Genomic DNA, 19508 nt, shown 5'->3' with positions numbered 1-19508 from the left:
TTCCCTGCTGGAGCTGACCGATTTTACGCCAGAATTGCGCCGAGCACCGCGTTCAGACGCTGTAGCCCCTCCGGAGTGGCAACCAGACGGTTGGCATCGCGTGTCAGGAAACCGCCGTCGATCAGGCGGGACAGGGCCGCCGGATCGACCAGATCGTCCAAACCGCGGCCGGTTTCCTCCGTCAGGCGGGCAAGCCGCACGCCTTCGGTCAGGCGCAGCCCCATCATCAGCAGTTCCGTCCCGCGGGCGTCGCGGTCGATGGGATCGGGAGCGGCAGCGCCATGGCCGTCGCGCTCCACCCGCTCCAGCCAAATCTCCGGGGCGCGATGGGCACGGGTGGCGAACTTCTCGCGGTCCAGCGTCAGCCTGCCATGGGCGCCGGGACCGATGCCGACATAGTCGCCATAGCGCCAATATGTCAAATTGTGGCGGCTTTCCTCGCCGGGCCGGGCGTGGTTGGAAATCTCGTAGGCCGGCAACCCGGCCGCCGTCAGCTGGCTCTGCGTCGCTTCATAGAGATCGCCGGCCAGATCCTCGTTGGGCAGCACCAGATCGCCGCGGGCATGGAGCGGATAGAAGGCCGTGCCCTGCTCGATGGTCAGCTGATAGACCGACAAATGGCCGACCGCGTAGTCCAGCGCCCGCGCCAGCTCCGCCTGCCACGCCGCCACCGTCTGGCCCGGACGGGCATAGATCAGGTCGAAGGAGAAGCGGTCGAAAATCCGCGCCGCCAGTTCGATGGCGCCGGTCGCCTCCGCCGCATTGTGCTCGCGGCCGAGGAACTTCAGGCTGGCGTCGTCCAGCGCCTGGATGCCCAGCGAGACGCGGTCGATCCCGGCGCTGCGGAAGGCGCGGAACTTGTCGGCTTCGACGGAGGTCGGGTTGGCCTCCAGCGTCACCTCCAGCCCATCGGCGACCGGCCAGCGCTGGGCGACGCGGTCGACGATGGCGCCGACGGTGGACGGCTCCATCAGCGACGGGGTGCCGCCGCCGAAGAAGATCGAGGTGACGGTGCGCCCGGCGGTCAGGTCGGCGTAATGGTCCAGTTCGCGCAGCAGCCCGGCCCGCCAGCGGTCATGGTCGACCCGCTCGCGGACATGGCTGTTGAAATCGCAGTAGGGGCACTTCGACTTGCAGAAGGGCCAATGGACGTAGATGGCAAAACCGGGGCCGGAGAAGCCGGGATCGGACATGGTCACCGGAAGCACCGCTCCACCAGCTGCTGGAAGGCGTCGGCGCGGTGGCTCATCTCGTGCTTCCTGGCCGGGTCCATCTCGCCGAAGGTCAGCCCGTGGCCGTCGGGCAGGAACATCGGGTCGTAGCCGAAGCCCTGCGGCCCCCGCGGCGGCCACACCAGCGTGCCGTAGCAGCGGCCCTCCACCGTCTCGACATGGCCGTCCGGCCAGGCGAGCGACAGGGCGCAGACGAAATAGGCGCTGCGGTCGGCTTTACCGACAAGCCCGTCCTCGACCTTCCGCATCGCCATGGCGAAGTCCTTGGCCGGGCCGGCCCAGCGGGCGGAGTAGATGCCGGGATCGCCGTTCAGCGCCGGCACCACCAGCCCGCTGTCGTCGGCAAGCGCCACATGGCCGGCGGCGGCCGCGGCCTTGGCCTTCAGCTCCGCGTTGGCGATGAAGGTGGTGCCGGTTTCCTCAGGTTCGGGCAGGCCCAGCTCCCCGGCCGCGGTGAAATTGGCGACATAGGGGCCGAGCAGGTCGGCGATCTCGCGCACCTTGCCCTTGTTGTGGCTGGCGATGACGAGAGTGTCGCCGGTGAAGCGGCGGGGAGCGGACATGATGATGAAACTCCGGCTGAAACGGCCTTACTTGATGCCGAGAACCTGCTTCTGCAACGCCGCCAGCTCGGTCACGCCCTTGCGGGCGAGCGCCAGCAGCTCCATGAACTGCGGCTCGGAGAAGGGGGTTTCCTCGGCGGTGCCCTGGATTTCGACGATGCCGGCCTTGCCGGTCAGGACGAAGTTGGCATCGGCCTGCGCCTTGGAGTCCTCGTCGTAATCGAGGTCGAGCACGGCGTTGCCCTGATAGAGGCCGCAGGAAACGGCGGCGACCTGATCGGTCAGCGGCATGGTCTTCAGGGCGCCGATCTGCATCAGGTGCTGGAAAGCCAGATGCAGGGCGACATAGCTGCCGGTGATGGCGGCGGTGCGGGTGCCGCCGTCGGCCTGGATCACGTCGCAGTCGATCTTGATCTGCTTCTCGCCCATCGCCGAGCGGTCGGTGACGGCGCGCAGCGCGCGGCCGATCAGACGCTGGATTTCCTGGGTGCGGCCGGACTGCTTGCCCTTCGCCGCCTCACGGTCGCTGCGGCTGTGGGTGGAGCGCGGCAGCATGCCGTATTCGGCAGTGACCCAGCCCAGACCGGTGTTCTTCAGGAAGCGCGGCACCGTTTCGTCGACGCTGGCGGTGCACAGCACATGCGTGTTGCCGAAACGCACCATGCAGGACCCCTCGGCATAGCGGCTGAAGCCGGGTTCGAGGGAGACGGTGCGCAGTTGGTCGAAGGCGCGGCCGGAGGGGCGCATGGGCATCATTCCGAAGGTCGTTTGCAGATCGGCGGCAAGCTAACGGCTCTGCCCCGCGCCGTCCAGTACGGCGTCCGCCGCCACCGGTACAGGGGCCGGCATGACGGCGGCCGTCGGCGCCGGGGGGCGCGTCGCCCGCTCCAGCCACAGGGTCAGCAACGGAATGGCAAGCCCGATGGCGATGGAGACCGTGGCCATGGTCGAGACATGCTCCAGCCGGCCGTCGGGCGCGTTGGTCAGGATCTCCGCCGACAGGAAGGCGCCGAAGGCGGAGCTGAGATGCTGGACCGCCGACACCAGCGCCATGAAGCCGGCGCGCTCCTGCGGGTCCGGCACGCGGGAGAAGGCGGCGCCGTTGGCGACCATGCGGACGCCGACGAAGGTCATGAAGAAGGGAAACAGCCCCAGCACCGGCATCCAGGGACGGTAGCCGATGAAGGCGGTGAAGATCACGACGCTCAACCCGACGGTCGCTGCGAAGGTGATGGCGCTGGAGCCGTGACGGTCGACCAGCCGGCCGGCCCAGCGCGAGGCGAAGAAGCTCAGCGTGCCGCCGGTCATATAGACCAGGCTCAGATGGTCGCGCGGGAAGCCCAGATTGCCCTGCACATAGGCGGCGATGTTGGGAACGATCATGAATTGCTGGACCTGCACCAGCGCCACCGTGGCATAGGCCAGCCAGACCTTGCGGCGCGACAGCAGCGCCGTCATCCGCACCCAGGCGCCGGTCTTCACCCCTGCCCCGGCAGCCAGATGGCCGCGCTGCGGCGGCAGGATGGCGATGGCGGCGACGGCGACGACCAGCCCGGCGGCGGCCACCGCGAAGAAAGGCAGGCGCCAGCCGCCATAGAGCGCCAGTTCAAGCCCGACCGGCACCCCGGCGATGGCCGACAGCGAGAAGGCCGACATCACCGCGCCCATCGCCCGCCCGCGGCGCTGCGGCGCCACCCGGTCAGTCAGCGTGGCGATGGCGACCGCGACGGCAGGGCCGCCGAACAGTCCGGCCAGCACGCGCGCCGCCAGCAGCGACGGGAAGTCCCAGGCCAGACCGCCGAGCGCCGTGGAGACGATCAGCCCGGCCATCGCCACGGCAAGCGCCCGGCGCCGGTCGAAGCGGTCGAGCAGCATCGAGCCGATCAGCCCGGCCACCGCGGCGGCGGCGGTGTAGCTGCCGCCGATGTAACCGATGTGTGACGCCGGAATGCCAAGCGCCCGCGCGAAGTCGGGGCCGAGCGGCATCACCATCATGAAGTCCAGGATGTTGATGAACTGCACCGCCGCGATGACCATCGTGATCCGGCGTTCGTCAGGCGTCAAAGCGGTGGGCGCCGCAGGGCGTGTGGCCTGGGACAAGATGGAGGCTCCGGCGGAGGCGGGATGCGCGTGATTGCGGGAGATGCACCGCATGGTAACAGCCGCCGCCCAGCCTGCCCAAACGCCACGGTCATGCAAGGCAAGCGCAGCAGATAGGACGCGATCCCAACTGAATGTGTCCTCAATCGTCAAAAAACTGCATGATTCGTACAAAAAGCGGGCTTTGGAGGCTTGGCGAGTTGCGCGTGCCGCGTGTACCATCGCGACCCCACCGTCGGCAGCGCACCGCACAAAAAGCATCAACGACGACCGACGGGCTGTACACTCCGTTGAGGAACACGACATCCATGTCCGACACCAAGCGCGTCACCGATGAAGAGGCCCTGCTGCTGCATTCCAGCGGCCGGCCCGGCAAGCTGGAAATCACCCCGACCAAGCCGCTGACCACCCAGCGCGATCTGGCGCTGGCCTATTCGCCCGGCGTCGCCGTGCCCTGCCTGCGCATCGCCGAAGATCCGTCGCTCGCCTACGACTACACGGCCAAGGGCAACATCGTCGCCATCATTTCCAACGGCACGGCCGTGCTGGGGCTAGGCGACCTGGGTGCCTTGGCCAGCAAGCCGGTGATGGAAGGCAAGGCGGTGCTGTTCAAGCGCTTCGCCGACGTCGACGGCATCGACCTGGAGGTCGACACCCGCGACGTGGACGAATTCGTCAACTGCGTGCGCTTCCTCGGCGCCAGCTTCGGCGGCATCAACCTGGAAGACATCAAGGCGCCCGACTGCTTCATCATCGAGGAGCGGCTGCGCGAACTGCTGGACATCCCGGTCTTCCACGACGACCAGCACGGCACCGCGATCATCGCCGCCGCCGGCCTGATCAACGCCTGCGACATCACCGGCCGGAAGATCGAGGATGTGAAGATGGTGGTGAACGGCGCCGGTGCGGCGGGCATCGCCTGCGCCGAGCTGTTCTGCACGATGGGTGTTTCACGTGAAAACATCATCCTGTGCGACACCAAGGGCGTGGTCTATCGCGGCCGCACCAACGGCATGAACCAGTGGAAGTCGTCCTTCGCCGTCGACACCGACAAGCGCACGCTGGAAGAGGCGGTGGCCGGCTCCGACGTGTTCGTCGGCCTGTCGGCCAAGGGAGCGATGACGCCGGAGATGGTCAAGTCGATGGCGGCCAAGCCGATCATCTTCGCGCTGGCCAACCCCGATCCGGAGATCACCCCGGAGGAGGTCAAGGCGGTGCGCGGCGACGCCATCGTGGCGACCGGCCGCTCCGACTACCCGAACCAGGTCAACAACGTCCTGGGCTTCCCCTACCTGTTCCGCGGCGCGCTGGACGTCCGCGCCACCACCATCAACGAGGCGATGAAGGTCGCCGCCGCCAGGGCGCTGGCGGCGCTGGCGCGCGAGGATGTGCCGGACGAGGTCGATGCCGCCTATTCCGGGCGCCGGCTGCGCTACGGCCCGGACTATATCATCCCGGTGCCGTTCGACCCGCGCCTGATCGTCACCGTTCCGGCCGCCGTCGCCCAGGCGGCGATGGAAAGCGGGGTGGCGCGCAAGCCGATCCTCGACCTGACCAGCTACAAGCATTCCCTGCGCACCCGCCTGGATCCGACGGCCGACAGCCTGGAACTGATCCTGGAAAAAGTGCGGACCAACCCGCGCCGCGTCGTCTTCGCCGAGGGCGAGGAGGAACGGACGATCCGCGCCGCCATGGCCTTCCGCGCCCACGGTTACGGCACGCCGGTGCTGATCGGCCGGGAGGAGGTCATCCGGGAACAGCTGACGGCGATGGGCCAGCCCAACGTCCAGTTCGAAATCCACAACGCCCGCCTGTCGGACGCCAACCGCCGCTATGCCGACCACCTCTACCGCCGCCTGCAGCGCAAGGGCGCGTTGCTGCGCGACTGCCAGCGGATGGTCAACCAGGACCGCAACGTCTTCGCCGCCTGCATGGTGGCGCAGGGCGACGCCCACGCCATGGTGACCGGCCTGACCCGCAGCTTCGGCGTCGCCTACGAGGAAATCCGCCGCGTCATCGACCCGAAGGCGAGCGAGCCGGTGTTCGGCCTGCACCTGTCGATCACCCGCAATCGCACCGTCTTCATCGCCGACACCACCGTCCATGTCCGTCCGGACGGCAAGACGCTGGCCGACATCGCCATCGGGGCCGCGGCCAAGGCGCGGCAGATGGGGCACGAGCCGCGGATCGCGATGCTGTCCTTCTCCAACTTCGGCCAGACGCCGCACCCGAACACCGATCCGCTGCGGGAAGCCCTGTCGATCCTCGACAGCCGCCGGGTCGATTTCGAGTATGACGGCGAGATGTCGGCCGACGTGGCGCTGGATTACCAGCTGATGAAGCGGGTCTACCCGTTCTGCCGGCTGTCCGGCCCGGCCAATGTGCTGATCATGCCCGGCCTGCATTCGGCCAACATCTCGGCCAAGCTGCTGAACAAGATGGCCGGCGGTCAGATGATCGGCCCGCTGCTGATCGGCTTGGACAAGCCGGCACAGATCGTCACCATGGGCGCCTCGGTCAACGACATCGTCACCGCCGCCGCCCTGGCGGCGCATGACTCGCTGCCGTGGTGAGGTGACGGCTCCTTCCTCTTTAAAGTCCCCTCTCCCCCCTGGGGAGAGGGTTAGGGTGAGGGGGATGCGTTTCGAGGATCTCTTCGGCTGCGCCGAACCCCCTCATCCCAACCTTCTCCCCAGGGGGGAGAAGGAGATCCCCGACCCTCACCCCAACGCCTTGTAGAAGAAAGTCGTGTCGCAGAGCCCGCCCTGCGGCCATAGGGCGAAGTTCGGGATGACGCCGACCTTCACCCAGCCGGCGCGCGTGTAGAGCCGCTCGGCCTCGGGCGAGGCGGTGTCCAGCACCAGAAGGGTCTTGCCGGCGGCGCGTCCCGCATCCTCGGCGGCCTGCATCAGGGCGGCGCCGACGCCCCGGCAGCGGGCGCGGCGGTGGACCAGCATCTTGGACAGGTCGGCGCGGTGCGGCTGGTTCGGCGGCTGGGCGACCACCAGCTGGACGGTGCCGAGCACGCCGTCGCCATCCTCCGCCACCAGCAGGATGCGTTCCCCCCGCTCCACCCCGGCCGCCACGCTCCGCCAGAAGCCTTCGGCGGTGGCGCGGTCGAGGGGGGCCATGAAGCTGACCGACGCACCGCCCTCCACGCAATCCAGCAGCACGTCGGTCAGGCCCGGCACGGCGGCGCCGGCCTCGCCCGACGTCAGCACGTGGACCGTCACCGCACCGTCTCCACTCCGCCGGTTCGGGTCCAGGCAGGCAGCATCCATGGCTCGCTCCTTCAACGTTTGACGGCGTTTGAACCGCCGCGCCCCTCGGTGGTCAGCGCCACGATGTAGCGGGCGGTGCGGTCGGTCGGGTTGTAAAAGCCGGTCGGCCGGTCGAGCCGCATGGCGAGGCAGTCGCCAGCGTTCAGCCGGTGCGTCACCTCGCCCACCGTCAACTCGATGGTGCCGTCCAGCAGATGGATCTGCTGTTCGACGATGGCGGCGCGGGTGCCGCTGTCGTAGGAGACGCGGGCGCCCGGCGGCAGCTCCACCTCCACCAGCTCGATGGGGGATGGATAGCCCGGCGGCGACAGGTTGCGGCGGCGATAGCCGGTGGCCGGGTCGGTCCAGGCGATCTGGTCGGCGCGGCGAACCACCGGGTCGGCGTCCTCGCGCTCCGCCTCGGCGAACAGCGTCGCCAGCGTCACGCCGAGCCCAGCGGCGAGCCGTTCCAGCACGGAGGCCGTCGGGCTGCTCTCCCCCCGCTCCACCAGCGAGATCATCGAGCGGCTGACGCCCGACCGTTCGGCCAAGCCGTCCAGCGTCAGGCCGCGGTCCGCCCGCAGGGCACGCAACCGGGTGGCAAGCCGGCTGTCGATGTCGTTTTCCGTCTTTTCCATGAAGATAGAATGAAGGTCCAGGATATTGGAGTCAACGGCCAGCCGCACAGTCTCCGCCATGAATCTTTTATGACCGTCGCGCGAGCGTCGCGGCGATGGTGTAGAAGGGCTGGACCCGTGCTTTCCCTGTCCGTCTCCACCCTTAAATCCGGTGCCACCCCATGCGCCAGAAGGCGTCGCCGCCCACCCCGCTTCTGACTGCCATCCTGCTGATGCTGGCCCCCCTTGCCGGCGTGCTGTGCTGGGCGGTCTATAGCGGGGCCTTGCATGGCGGGCTGGCGCTGGCGGCGGGCATCGCGGCCCTGATCGGCGCGGTCCAGATCCTGCGGACCTACCGGCGTGACGCCAACGCGGTGACCGACTATGCCGCCCGTCTGGCCGAAACCGACGAGCCGCTGGCCCCGGCCGGCACGCCGCCTGCCCTGAAGCCGCTGGCCGCCACCATCGGCCGCCTGCACCGGGTCGGGCTGCGCCGCGCCGAAAGCGTGCGGATGCAGCTGGACGCCGACGAGGCGGTGATCGACGCCCTGCCCGCCCCTCTCCTGCTGATGGATGCCGACCGGCAGGTGGTGCGGGCTAACCAGACCGCGCGGGAGCTGTTCGGCGACAAGATCGTCGACCGCGACCTCGCCTCGTCCCTGCGGACGCCGGCGGTGCTGGAGGCGGTGGATTCGGTGCTGCGCGGCGGTGCGTCCCGCATCATCGAGTTCACCCTGCCGGTCCCGGTGGAGCGCAGCTTCGAAGCGCAGGTGAAGCCCTTCCAGCGGCTGGTGCCGGAACCCGATCCCTCGCTGCTGGACGGCGAGATCGAGGAGGAGCCGGCGCCGCGTCCGCCGACCGTCGCCCGCATGGCGATCCTGACCCTGCATGACGTCACCGCCGCCCGCCGGTCGGAGCAGATGCGGGCCGACTTCATCGCCAATGCCAGCCACGAGCTGCGCACGCCGCTGTCCTCCCTGCTGGGCTTCATCGAGACTCTGCGTGGCCCGGCCCGCGACGATCCGGAGGCGCAGGACCGTTTCCTGGCGATCATGCACGATCAGGCCAGCCGGATGACCCGCCTGGTCAACGACCTGCTGTCGCTGTCGCGCATCGAGCTGGACGAGCACATGCAGCCCAACGGGCGCGTCGATGTGGTGGAGGAGATGGAGAACGTCATCGCCGCGCTTCAGTTGAAGGCGGCGGAGCGCCGCATCCGCCTGCGCATGGAGGCGCCGGAGGATTTGCCGCCGGTCGTCGGCGACGAGGACCAGCTGACACAGGTCTTCCAGAACCTCGTCAGCAACGCGATCAAGTACACGCGCGAGGACACCGACGTGACCGTCAGCGTGGCGCTGGCCGACGGCGCCGCGGTGGGCTTCACCGGCCTGCCGGCGCCGGGCGGCGTGGCGAAGGACAAGCGGGCCGGGCGCGGCGGCACCGCCATGGTGTCGGTGTCGGTGCGCGACCGCGGCGACGGCATCGCCCGCACGCACCTGCCCCGCCTGACCGAGCGCTTCTACCGCGTCGATGCCGCGCGCTCCCGCGCCATGGGCGGCACCGGGCTGGGGCTGGCCATCGTCAAGCACATCCTGAACCGCCACCGCGGCCGGCTGACCATCGAAAGCGAGGTCGGAGTGGGCAGCGCCTTCACGGTTTATCTGCCCGCGGTGGGAGAAGCGATTTCCCCCTCTCCCCCCAGGGGAGAGGGCCGGGGTGAGGGGGAGACGCATCAGGATTTTCGTGGAAGGGCCGCCACGCTTCCCCCTCACCCTCTCCCCGGGGGGGAGAGGGGATTGGGCCGGATGTGAGAGGGTTTGGGTGCTCTGTGACGCTGTCATGAAAGCGTCATAAAAACGTAATCAATCGGTCGCCCTCCGGGTCTATGGTCCGCGCCATTCCGCTGGACCAGTCTCCGTTTCCTCAAGGAGGGGCACCCGTGACCACCCGGACCCATGTTGTCGCCGCGACCGCCCTGGGCCTGGCCCTGGCCCTGGGCCTTGCCGCCCCGGTCTGGGCGCAGTCGCGCGACCAGATCCGCGCGGTCGGCTCCTCCACCGTCTTCCCCTTCACCACCGCGGTGGCGGAGGCCTTCGGCAAGACCGGCAAGTTCAAGACCCCGGTGGTCGAATCGACCGGCACCGGCGGCGGGTTGAAGCTGTTCTGCGCCGGCGTCGGCCCGGCCCATCCCGACATCGCCAACGCCTCGCGCCGGATCAAGAAGTCGGAAATCGACCAGTGCGCCGGCAACGGCGTCACCACGATGACCGAGCTGAAGATCGGCTATGACGGCATCGCGCTGGCCTCCTCCCGGAAGGCGGCGCCGGTGTCGCTGTCCACCGTCGTGCTGTGGAAGGCGCTGGCGAAGGAGGTGCCGGTCAACGGCGCCCTGGTCGCCAATCCTTACAAGCTGTGGTCCGATATCGACCCGTCGCTGCCCAAGGCGGCCATCGAGGTGCTGGGCCCGCCGCCCACCTCCGGGACGCGCGACACCTTCAACGAGCTGGCGATGCTGGAAGGCTGCAAAAAGCTGGCCGAGGTCGCCAAGGCCGTCCCCGACGAAAAGGCGCGCGAGCGCGCCTGCATGACGATCCGCGAGGATGGCGCCTATGTCGAGGCCGGCGAGAACGACAATCTGATCGTCCAGAAGCTGCTCGCCAACCCCAGCGCCTTCGGCGTCTTCGGCTACAGCTACCTCGACCAGAACCGCGACACGCTGCAATCCGCGAAGATGGACGGGGTGGGTCTGACGGCGGAGACGGTGGCCGCCGGCAAGTACGAGCTGGCCCGCCCGCTTTACATCTACGTCAAGAACGCCCATGCCGGCGTCATCCCGGGCATCCGCGAGTTCATCGGCGAATACACCTCCGAACGGGCGATGGGCGACGACGGCTATCTGGTCGACAAGGGCCTGATCCCGGAGCCGAAGCCGCTGCGCGACGCCGCCCGCGTCGAGGCGGTCAACCTGACGCCGTTGCAGTTCTGACCAACTCCTCTTCCTGCCCCTGTCTTCGCCTGAGTCGCCCGCATGCAGCTGACCCTCCTCGCCCTGATCCTGGCCCTGCTCACCGTGATCGGCTTCATGATCGGCCGGTCGCGGGCGGCGGCGTCCGTCGGCGGGCGGGTGGCGGAGCTGCATTCGGTCCCCTCCTACCACGGCGTCTATGTCGCGCTGTGGGCCGGGCTGCCCGCGCTGCTGCTGTTCGTCGCCTGGACGGCGTCGGAAGGCTGGCTCGCCATCCAGCTGGTGCTGTCGGCCCTGCCGGACCGGCTGACCACCGGCGACGGCCAGTCGGTCGCCCTGCTGAAGGCCGACATCCTCAACCTCGCCCACGGCATCTCGACCGGGCGCGAGGCCGATCCGCTGGTGGTCGAGGCGGCGCGCCGCTACGCTGGCTTCCGCGACCTCGCCGGCTGGAGCCTGCTGGCCGTCGGTGCCAGCCTCGCCATTGCCGGGCTCGCCTGGGGCCGTCACCGCATCGGACCGGACCTGCGCGCCCGCCCGGCAGTGGAGCGGGTGGTGCGGGTGGCGCTGGTCGTCTGCTCGCTGGTCGCCATCCTGACCACGGTCGGCATCGTGCTGTCGCTGCTGTTCGAAGCGCTGCGCTTCTTCAGCGTCGTCTCGCCGCTCGACTTCCTGTTCGGCACCCATTGGAGCCCGCAGATGGCGATGCGGGCCGATCAGGTCGGCTCCAGCGGCTCCTTCGGCGCCATCCCGCTGTTCGCCGGCACGCTGCTGATCACGGTGATCGCCATGCTGGTGGCGGTGCCGGTCGGGCTGATGGCGGCGATCTACATGTCGGAATATGCCGGTCGCGGCGTGCGCACCTGGCTGAAGCCGGCTTTGGAAATCCTGGCCGGCATCCCGACCGTGGTCTACGGCTTCTTCGCAGCACTGACGATGGCGCCCTTCGTGCGCTCGGTCGGCGAGGCGCTGGGGCTGGACGTCAGTTCGGAATCGGCGCTCGCCGCCGGCATCGTCATGGGGGTGATGATCATCCCCTTCGTCAGCTCGCTGTCGGACGACGTCATCAACGCGGTGCCGCAGAGCTTGCGCGACGGCTCCTACGGCCTCGGCGCCACCAAGTCGGAGACCATCAAACAGGTCGTGCTGCCCGCCGCCCTGCCCGGCATCGTCGCCGCGGTGATGCTGGCGGTCAGCCGCGCCATCGGCGAGACGATGATCGTCACCATGGCGTCGGGCCTGACCGCCAACATGACCGCCAACCCGTTGCAGGCGGTCACCACCGTCACCACCCAGATCGCCACGCTGCTGGTCGGCGACCAGGAGTTCGACAGCCCGAAGACGCTGTCGGCCTTCGGCCTCGGCCTCGTGCTGTTCCTCGTCACGCTCTGCCTCAACATGGTCGCCCTGCGGGTGGTCCGGACCTATCGGGAAAAATATGACTGACCTCGTCGAGCGGGACGCGGCGGCCGTGACGCCCTCCCATGCTTCCTCCTCTGGCCCCTCCACCGCGCCGAAGTCGCGCCTGCGCGGCGAGGCCTTCGCCCGCCGCCTGCGCGCCCGCCATGCCGCGGAGCGCCGCTTCCGGCTGGCCGGCGCCGCGGCGGTGGCGCTGGCGGCGCTGATGCTGGTGCTGCTGCTGGGCTCCATCGTCGCCAAGGGCGCCAGTGCCTTTTGGGAAGCGCGCATCCGGCTGGAGGTGACGCTCGACCCGGCGGAGGTCGCCGACCGCAACTACACCGCCCCGCTGCGCCGGGCGCTCTACGCCCAGTTCCCCCAGGTCACCGACCGCGCCGGCCGCCGCGTGCTGAACGACCTGCTGTCGTCGGGCGCGCCCTACGAGCTGGAGGCGATGGTGGCGAAGAACCCGGCGCTGGCCGGCACGACGCAGACAATCTGGGTCCGCGCCGACGACCAGATCGACCAGCTGGTGAAGGGCGCCTACCGCCGCGACCTGCCGGAGAGCGAGCGCGGGATCAGCGACGCCAGGGTCGCCGCCGCCGACGCGCTGCTGGCGTCGGGTGCGCTGGCGCAGGGCTTCAACACCACCCTGTTCACCGCCGGCGACAGCCGGGAGCCGGAACAGGCCGGCATCGGCGGCGCCATCGCCGGCTCGCTGCTGACCCTGCTGGTGACCATGGCGCTGTCGGTGCCGACCGGCATCGCCGCCGCGGTCTATCTGGAGGAGTTCGCAGCCAGAAACCGCTGGACCGACCTGATCGAGGTGAACATCAACAACCTCGCCGCGGTGCCGTCGATCATCTTCGGCCTGCTCGGCCTCGCCGTGTTCCTGGGATTCTTCGGCATGCCGCGCTCGGCCCCGCTGGTCGGCGGGCTGGTGATGGCGCTGATGACGCTGCCGGTCATCATCATCGCGTCCCGCGTCGCGCTGAAGGCGGTGCCGCCGTCGATCCGTCAGGCGGCGCTGGGTATCGGCGCCTCGCCCCTGCAGACGGTGCTGCACCATGTGCTGCCGCTGGCGATGCCCGGCATCCTGACCGGCACCATCATCGGCATGGCCCGCGCGCTGGGCGAGACGGCGCCGCTGCTGATGATCGGCATGGTCGCCTTCATCGTCGACATTCCGCACGGGCTGACCGACAGCGCCACGGTGCTGCCGGTGCAGATCTACATGTGGGCCGACAGTCCGGAGCGGGCCTTCACCGAGCGCACCTCGGCGGCGATCCTGATCCTGCTCGGCGTCCTGATCCTGCTGAACGGCGCGGCCGTGATCCTGCGCAAGATTTTCGAGAGACGGTGGTGAGCGCCATGAGCATTCCAGGCAGCATTCAGAACCCGCTGAAGCTGCGGCCCCGCGCCGACGAGCGTGCCGGTCAACGCGCGGGTGCAGCATTGCCCAACAAGATGACCGCCCGCGGGGTGAAGGTGTTCTACGGGGCCAAGCAGGCGTTGAAGGGCATCGACCTCGACATCCGGGAAAACCGGGTGCTGGCGCTGATCGGCCCGTCCGGCTGCGGCAAGTCGACCTTCCTGCGCTGCCTGAACCGGATGAACGACACCGTCGAGGGCTGCCGGGTCGAAGGGCAGATCGCGCTCGACGGCGAGGACGTTTACGGCAAGGCGGTCGATGCGGTGCAGCTGCGCGCCCGCGTCGGCATGGTGTTCCAGAAGCCGAACCCCTTTCCGAAGTCGATCTACGACAACGTCGCCTACGGCCCGCGCATCCATGGCCTGGCCTCCGGCCGGGACGAGCTGGACGAGGTGGTGCAGACCTCGCTGAAGCGCGCCGGGCTGTGGGCGGAGGTGAAGGACCGGCTGCGCGAACCCGGCACCGGCCTGTCCGGCGGCCAGCAGCAGCGGCTGTGCATCGCCCGCGCCATCGCCGTCAGCCCCGAGGTGATCCTGATGGACGAGCCCTGCTCGGCGCTCGACCCCATCGCGACCGCCCACATCGAGGAGCTGATCGACGAGCTGCGGGCCAACTACACCATCGTCATCGTCACCCACAACATGCAGCAGGCCGCCCGCGTGTCGCAGCGCACCGCCTTCTTCCATCTGGGCGAAATGGTGGAGTGCGACGACACCGAGGAAATCTTCACCAACCCGCGTGACGAGCGCACCCAGGGCTACATCACCGGCCGCTATGGCTGAGCCCTGCCCTGTGTGCCCGATGCCCGCCCCTCTTCCCTCCTTTGTTGAAAAGGCTGTGCCATGCCGGTTAACGTCGAGACGCGCGCTGTGAACGGAGCCACCATGAACGCGGCCCTGAAGCCGCTCGTCCTGATCGTCGAGGACGAGGCCGACATCCTGACGCTGCTGAAGTACAACCTGGAAAAGGAAGGCTTCCGCGTCGCCACCGCCAGCGACGGCGAGGAGGCCCTGCTGGCCGCCGGCGAGCAGACGCCGCACATCGTCCTGCTGGACTGGATGCTGCCGCTGATGAGCGGGCTGGAGGTCTGCCGCCAGCTGCGCCGCAACGCCAAAACCCGAGACATCCCGATCATCATGCTGACCGCCCGCGGCGAGGAAGGCGACCGGGTGCGCGGCCTGAATTCCGGCGCCGACGACTACATCACCAAGCCCTTCTCCCCGACCGAGCTGGTCGCCCGCATGCGCGCCGTGCTGCGCCGCGCCTCTCCCGGCATGACCGACGAGGTGCTGACCTTCGCCGACGTGACGATGGATCTGGCCGCCCACCGTGTCCGCCGCAACGGCCGGGACGTACATCTCGGCCCGACCGAATTCCGCCTGCTGCGCCATTTCATGCAGCATGCCGGCCGTGTCTTCTCGCGCGAACAGCTGCTCGATCTGGTGTGGGGCCATGACGTGTACGTCGAGCCGCGTACGGTCGACGTACACATCCGCCGCCTGCGCAAGGCGATGAACGAAGAGGACGAGCTGGACCTGATCCGCACCGTGCGGTCGGCCGGCTACGCGCTGGATACCAAGTCGATGTGAGTGCGGGGTAGGATGGGGGCAGAACCACCGCAGCACTGGTGAGACTGCCACCCATGCCCCCCGTGCCCTCATGATCCTGCTCTTCACCGATTTCGGGCTTTCCGGCCCCTACACCGGCCAGATGAAGGCGGTGTTGGCGCAACAGGCGCCCGGCGTGCCGGCCATCGACCTGTTCGCCGACGCCCCCGCCTTCGACCCGCAGCTTTCCGCCTATCTGCTGGCGGCCTACGCCCCGGCCTTCCCGGCCGGCAGCGTCTTTCTCTCTGTCGTCGATCCCGGTGTCGGCACCGACCGGCGGCCGGTGATGGTGGAGGCCGACGGGCGCTGGTTCGTCGGACCGGACAATGGCCTGTTCGCCCTGCTCGCCCGCCGCGCAACGTCGCTAAACGCCTGGACAATCGACTGGATTCCGGACCGGCTGTCCGCCAGCTTCCACGGCCGCGACCTGTTCGCCCCCGTCGCCGCCAGTCTCGCGACCGGCAGGTCCGTCGCACGCAGCCCGCTCGATCCCGCCGCCATCGACCGCCCGGACTGGCCGGACGAGCTGCCGCGCATCGTCTATGTCGATGTCTACGGCAACGCCATGACCGGCCTGCGGGCCTCCGCCCTGCCCGCCGATGCGATACTGACCGCAGGCGGAACCCGCATCGCCCGCGCCCGCACCTTCGGTGCCGTCGGGCCGGGGCAGCCGCTGTGGTACGAAAACTCCAACGGGCTGGCGGAGATCGCCGTCAACCGCGGGCGGGCCGACCGTGTGCTGGGTCTCAAGGTCGGCGACACGGTGACCGTGGAGCCCTGAGCCGGCCCAAAAGAAAACCGCCCGGAAGCGGGTGCTTCCGGGCGGCGGCTGCTTGATCCGATGCTTGTCCGATCAGGCGTCTCGGGATCAGTCGTTGTTGCGCTGGCCCAGGAACTGCAGCAGGAACTGGAACAGGTTGATGAAGTCCAGGTACAGCGTCAGGGCGCCCATCAGGGCCAGCTTGCCGGTGCTCTCGTGATCGTAGCCCTCGGCGTAGCTTTCCTTGATCGACTGGGTGTCATAGGCGGTCAGGCCGGTGAAGATCAGCACGCCGATGGCGGAGATCGCGAAGTGCAGGGCCGGCGACTGGAAGAAGATGTTCGCCAGGCCGGCGATCACCAGGCCGATGACGCCCATCATCAGGAACGAGCCCATCTTCGACAGGTCGGCCTTCGTGGTGTAGCCGTAGAGGCTCATCGCCAGGAAGGTCGCGGCGGTGACGAAGAAGGTCAGCGCGATCGACGCCCCGGTGAAGACCAGGAAGATGGCCGACATCGACAGGCCCATCGCACCGCAGTAGGCCCAGAAGATCATCTGTGCCGATGCGAAGGACAGGCGCTGAATGCCGAAGGACAGCACCATGACGAAGGCGAGCGGGGCCAGCATCACCACCCACTTCAGCGGGGTGCCGAAGATGGTGGCCATCATGGCCGGGCTGGACGACACGAGTGCGGCGACCAGACCCGTCAGGATCAGGCCGGCACCCATGTAGTTGTACACGCGCAGCATGTGCTGACGCAGGCCTTCGTCGAAGTATCCCCGATCTGTCGCGCGGCCTGCGGTCGCGAAGCGGTTATAGGTCGGGTCTGCCATGGTTTGGTTTCCTCGGTGGAATTGGGTGATCCCGTCGCAGGACATATTGGCGAGTCCGCCATGCGGTTCAATAGGAATCGACGGCGCTTTTTCCAGATGAAAAAGCTTTCACGATTCGTTTTTCCTGCGGGTTCATCATACGGGAGTCACTCGTTCCGAAGCAATGGCGCCGAAGGCTGGCCCAGAGCCCGCCAAGTACCATAGAACCCGAAAGCCAGCGTGATCGCCGTGCTCAGCAAAGCGGTGGTGATGACCGCCGACGGCAGGAAGCTCCATTCCCAATGCATCAGGAACTTCAGCACCGCCCACGCGGTCAGCGTGCCGATGATGCCGGCGATGACCGCGGTCAGCAGTCCCAGCAGCCCGTATTCCAGCAGGAAGGCGCGCAGCACGTCGCCGCGGGTGGCCCCCAGAACCTTCAGCACCACCGCGTCGTAGACCCGGCGGCGGTGGCCGGCGGCGACCGCACCGGCCAGCACTAGCGTGCCGGCGGCCAGCGTGATGCCGGCGACGATGCGCACCGCGGTGCCGATATGGCCCAGCATCTCCGCCACCGTGTCGAGCGCGTCCTTCACCCGCACCATGGTGATGTTGGGGAAGCGTTGCAGGACGGCGCGCTGCACCTGGGTTTCGGCATCGGGCGTGGCGCGGACGGTGGCGACCCAGGTCTGCGGCGCCCCCTCCAGCGTGCCGGGGGCGAAGACCATGGTGAAGTTGATCGCCATGCTGCTGAAATCGGCCGACCGCACGTTGGCGACCTTGGCCTCGAAGCTGCGGCCCAGGATGTTGACGGTCATGGTGGCGCCGGGACCGATGCCGAAGGCCTCGGCGACGCTCTGATGGATCGAGATCAGCGGCGGCCCGGCATAGTCGGTCGGCCACCAGCTGCCGGCGGTGACGGTTGAGTGTTTCGGCAGCGTCGCCGAATAGGTGATGCCGCGGTCGCCGGCCAGGATCCAGGCCTGTTCCGGGTTGACCAGCGCCTTTTCGGCGTCCTCGCCGTTCACCCGCTCGATCCGGCCGCGCAGGCTCGGCACCGCCTCGAAGGCGCTGGCGCCGGGGACGGCGGTGACGAGCTCGCGCAAGGGATCGAACTGGTCGCGCTGGATGTCGACGAAGAAGAAGGCGGGGGCGTCCTGCGGGATCGTCTCCGACACCCGGCGGGAGAAGTTGCCCTGGATCAGCGCGATGGCGACCAGCACCGTCAGGCCGAGACCCAGCGACAGCACCACCGCCGCCGTCGGGTTGCCCGGCCGGTGCAGGTTGGCGAGCGCCAGACGCAGGCCCGGACGCCTGACGCGCCCCACCCGCGCCGCGCCCCAGGTGACCAGGGCGGCGGCGGCGCGGAAGGCGAGGAAGGTGGCGATGGAGCCGCCGACGAACCACAGGGCGAAGATCTTGTTGTGGGCGGTCAGCACCGCCAGCCCGGCGAGCGCCAGGGCCGACACGATCATCGCAACCGTGTAGGGCGTGCGCGGCCGGCCGCCGGCCGGGGCGATCACGTCGCGGAACAGGGCGCCCGCCGGCACCTCGCGCGCCCGGCCGAGCGGCCACAGCGAGAAGGTCAGCGCCGTCAGCACGCCATAGAGGGCGGCGAGCGCCAGGGCGCCGGGATAGACGCCGATATGGGCCGACACCGGCAGCACGCCGTCGAGCAGCCGGCCCAGCGCCAGCGGCGCCACCGCACCCAGCGCCAGCCCGATGACGATGCCCAGCAGGGCCAGCGCCAGGATCTGCGCCAGATAGAGCTGGAAGACCAGGGCGCCGGGCGCGCCGATGCACTTCATCATGGCGATGGTGCGGGCACGCGAATCGAGATGGCTGCGCACCGCGTTGCCGACCCCGACGCCACCGACCAGCAGCGCGGTCAGCCCGACCAGCGTCAGGAACAGCGTCATGCGGTCGATGAAGCGCTCGATCTGCGGCGAGGCGTTGGTGTAGTCGCGCATCCGCCAGGGCGCATCGGGGAAGCGGGCGCGCAAGCCCTCCTGCCAGGCCTTGAGATCGGTGTCCGGCGGCAGCGCCACCTTGGTGCTCCACCAGGTGAGGCTGCCGGGTTGCAGCAACCCGGTGTTCGCCAGCGACGGCAGCGCCACCAGCAGGCGCGGCCCGAGCGAGAAGGCGTTGGATGAGGCGCGGTCCGGCTCGCGGTCCAGCACGGCGGCGACGCGATAGGCGCCTTCGCCGACATGGATGGTGTCGCCGGGCTTGATGCCCAGCCGGTCAACCAGACTGGCCTCGACCACGGCACCCCAGCGGCCGTCCTTCTGCGCCAGCGCGTCGCGCAGGTCGCCGCCGCCTTCCAGCGTCACCGCGCCGTAGAGCGGATAGACATTGTCGACCGCCTTCAGCTCGACCAGCGAGGAGCGGACGTCGTCATCCGCGCGGGCCATCGCCCGCATCTCGGCGGAGGTCGACACCCGGCCACCGGCCTTCAGCGCCGCCATCTGCTCGTCGGCCGGCGGATTGTAGAGTTGCCGCAACGCGACGTCGCCGCCGAGGATCGAGCGCCCGTCGCTCGCCAGCCCGTCGAGCAGCCCGCTCGACACCGACTGCACCGCGGCGATGGCGGCGACGCCAAGGGCGAGGCAGGCGAGGAAGACCCAGAACCCTTTCAGGCCGGTGCGCAGCTCCCGCCGGGCAAGCCGGAGCGCGAGGCTGAGGTTGATCATTGCGTCGCCCTCCGCTCGCACCCGCGCCTGTCCCCTCTCCCCCCCGTGGAGAGGGTTAGGGTGAGGGG

The 19508-nt window shown here is 69.0% G+C and carries 16 protein-coding genes; 8 read left to right on the top strand and 8 right to left on the bottom strand.

The genetic code is table 11. From position 1 onward, the window contains the following. Window positions 1-23 precede the first annotated feature (23 nt). Genes hemW through CRT60_RS34725 form a run of 4 tightly spaced genes read right to left on the bottom strand, consistent with a single transcriptional unit; the run spans window position 24 to window position 3895 of the window. Entirely contained in the window at window positions 24-1193 is a 1170-nt protein-coding gene (hemW, locus tag CRT60_RS34740; RefSeq protein ID WP_098740882.1) for a radical SAM family heme chaperone HemW, read from the bottom strand. Window positions 1194-1195: 2 nt separating this feature from the next. Next, window positions 1196-1795 (bottom strand): RdgB/HAM1 family non-canonical purine NTP pyrophosphatase, encoded by a 600-nt coding sequence (gene rdgB / locus CRT60_RS34735; RefSeq protein WP_098740881.1) that lies wholly within the window; start codon window positions 1793-1795, stop codon window positions 1196-1198. Between the two features lie 27 nt (window positions 1796-1822). Then, complete coding sequence (gene rph / locus CRT60_RS34730) at window positions 1823-2542, bottom strand: ribonuclease PH (RefSeq protein ID WP_098740880.1); 720 nt, start codon at window positions 2540-2542, stop codon at window positions 1823-1825. 39 nt (window positions 2543-2581) lie between these two features. Then, a complete protein-coding gene (locus tag CRT60_RS34725) occupies window positions 2582-3895 on the bottom strand; it encodes an MFS transporter (protein ID WP_204562121.1) in 1314 nt (437 codons plus the stop codon). A 308-nt stretch (window positions 3896-4203) separates the two neighbouring features. On the opposite strand from CRT60_RS34725, the gene CRT60_RS34720 reads away from it, so the two are divergent. Further along, window positions 4204-6468, top strand: a complete 2265-nt coding sequence (locus CRT60_RS34720) for an NADP-dependent malic enzyme (RefSeq protein ID WP_098740878.1) — start codon at window positions 4204-4206, stop codon at window positions 6466-6468. Window positions 6469-6615: 147 nt separating this feature from the next. Here the strand turns inward: CRT60_RS34720 and CRT60_RS34715 are convergent, their stop codons facing one another. Both CRT60_RS34715 and CRT60_RS34710 read right to left on the bottom strand, forming a co-directional pair. Next, on the bottom strand, window positions 6616-7176 hold the full coding sequence (locus CRT60_RS34715; RefSeq protein ID WP_098740877.1) for a GNAT family N-acetyltransferase: 561 nt from the start codon (window positions 7174-7176) through the stop codon (window positions 6616-6618). 11 nt (window positions 7177-7187) lie between these two features. Next, window positions 7188-7793 (bottom strand): helix-turn-helix domain-containing protein, encoded by a 606-nt coding sequence (locus CRT60_RS34710; RefSeq protein WP_098741186.1) that lies wholly within the window; start codon window positions 7791-7793, stop codon window positions 7188-7190. Between the two features lie 161 nt (window positions 7794-7954). Between CRT60_RS34710 and CRT60_RS34705 the strand changes: the two genes are divergently transcribed. The 7 genes from CRT60_RS34705 to CRT60_RS34675 all read left to right on the top strand — a co-directional run bounded on the left by CRT60_RS34705 (window position 7955) and on the right by CRT60_RS34675 (window position 15955). After that, window positions 7955-9583 (top strand): ATP-binding protein, encoded by a 1629-nt coding sequence (locus CRT60_RS34705; RefSeq protein ID WP_098740876.1) that lies wholly within the window; start codon window positions 7955-7957, stop codon window positions 9581-9583. 128 nt (window positions 9584-9711) lie between these two features. Continuing rightward, on the top strand, window positions 9712-10758 hold the full coding sequence (locus CRT60_RS34700) for a PstS family phosphate ABC transporter substrate-binding protein (protein ID WP_098740875.1): 1047 nt from the start codon (window positions 9712-9714) through the stop codon (window positions 10756-10758). 42 nt (window positions 10759-10800) lie between these two features. Continuing rightward, a complete protein-coding gene (gene pstC / locus CRT60_RS34695; RefSeq protein ID WP_098740874.1) occupies window positions 10801-12183 on the top strand; it encodes a phosphate ABC transporter permease subunit PstC in 1383 nt (460 codons plus the stop codon). Then, window positions 12176-13501, top strand: coding sequence for a phosphate ABC transporter permease PstA (pstA, locus tag CRT60_RS34690; protein WP_098740873.1), 1326 nt, complete (start codon window positions 12176-12178; stop codon window positions 13499-13501). Before pstC ends, pstA begins: the two co-directional genes overlap by 8 nt. Before the next feature lie 101 nt (window positions 13502-13602). After that, the gene (gene pstB, locus CRT60_RS34685) at window positions 13603-14349 is read left to right on the top strand and encodes a phosphate ABC transporter ATP-binding protein PstB (protein ID WP_244592953.1); all 747 of its coding nucleotides are present in this window, start codon (window positions 13603-13605) and stop codon (window positions 14347-14349) included. Window positions 14350-14451: 102 nt separating this feature from the next. Then, window positions 14452-15156, top strand: a complete 705-nt coding sequence (gene phoB, locus CRT60_RS34680; RefSeq protein ID WP_098741185.1) for a phosphate regulon transcriptional regulator PhoB — start codon at window positions 14452-14454, stop codon at window positions 15154-15156. 70 nt (window positions 15157-15226) lie between these two features. Beyond that, complete coding sequence (locus CRT60_RS34675; RefSeq protein ID WP_098740871.1) at window positions 15227-15955, top strand: SAM hydrolase/SAM-dependent halogenase family protein; 729 nt, start codon at window positions 15227-15229, stop codon at window positions 15953-15955. An 87-nt stretch (window positions 15956-16042) separates the two neighbouring features. Here CRT60_RS34675 and CRT60_RS34670 read toward each other — a convergent pair whose 3' ends face one another. Continuing rightward, window positions 16043-16768: a Bax inhibitor-1/YccA family protein gene (locus tag CRT60_RS34670; protein ID WP_098740870.1), complete on the bottom strand. Its 726-nt coding sequence runs from the start codon at window positions 16766-16768 to the stop codon at window positions 16043-16045. Window positions 16769-16914: 146 nt separating this feature from the next. Beyond that, complete coding sequence (locus CRT60_RS34665; RefSeq protein WP_098740869.1) at window positions 16915-19440, bottom strand: ABC transporter permease; 2526 nt, start codon at window positions 19438-19440, stop codon at window positions 16915-16917. Between the last annotated feature and the right edge of the window lie 68 nt (window positions 19441-19508).

Origin of the sequence: Azospirillum palustre (assembly GCF_002573965.1) — a bacterium.
In the GTDB taxonomy this organism is placed as follows: Bacteria; Pseudomonadota; Alphaproteobacteria; order Azospirillales; family Azospirillaceae; genus Azospirillum; species Azospirillum palustre.
The sequence above is the reverse complement of the archived record's forward strand: the minus strand, read 5'-3'. Positions and strand labels throughout refer to the sequence as shown.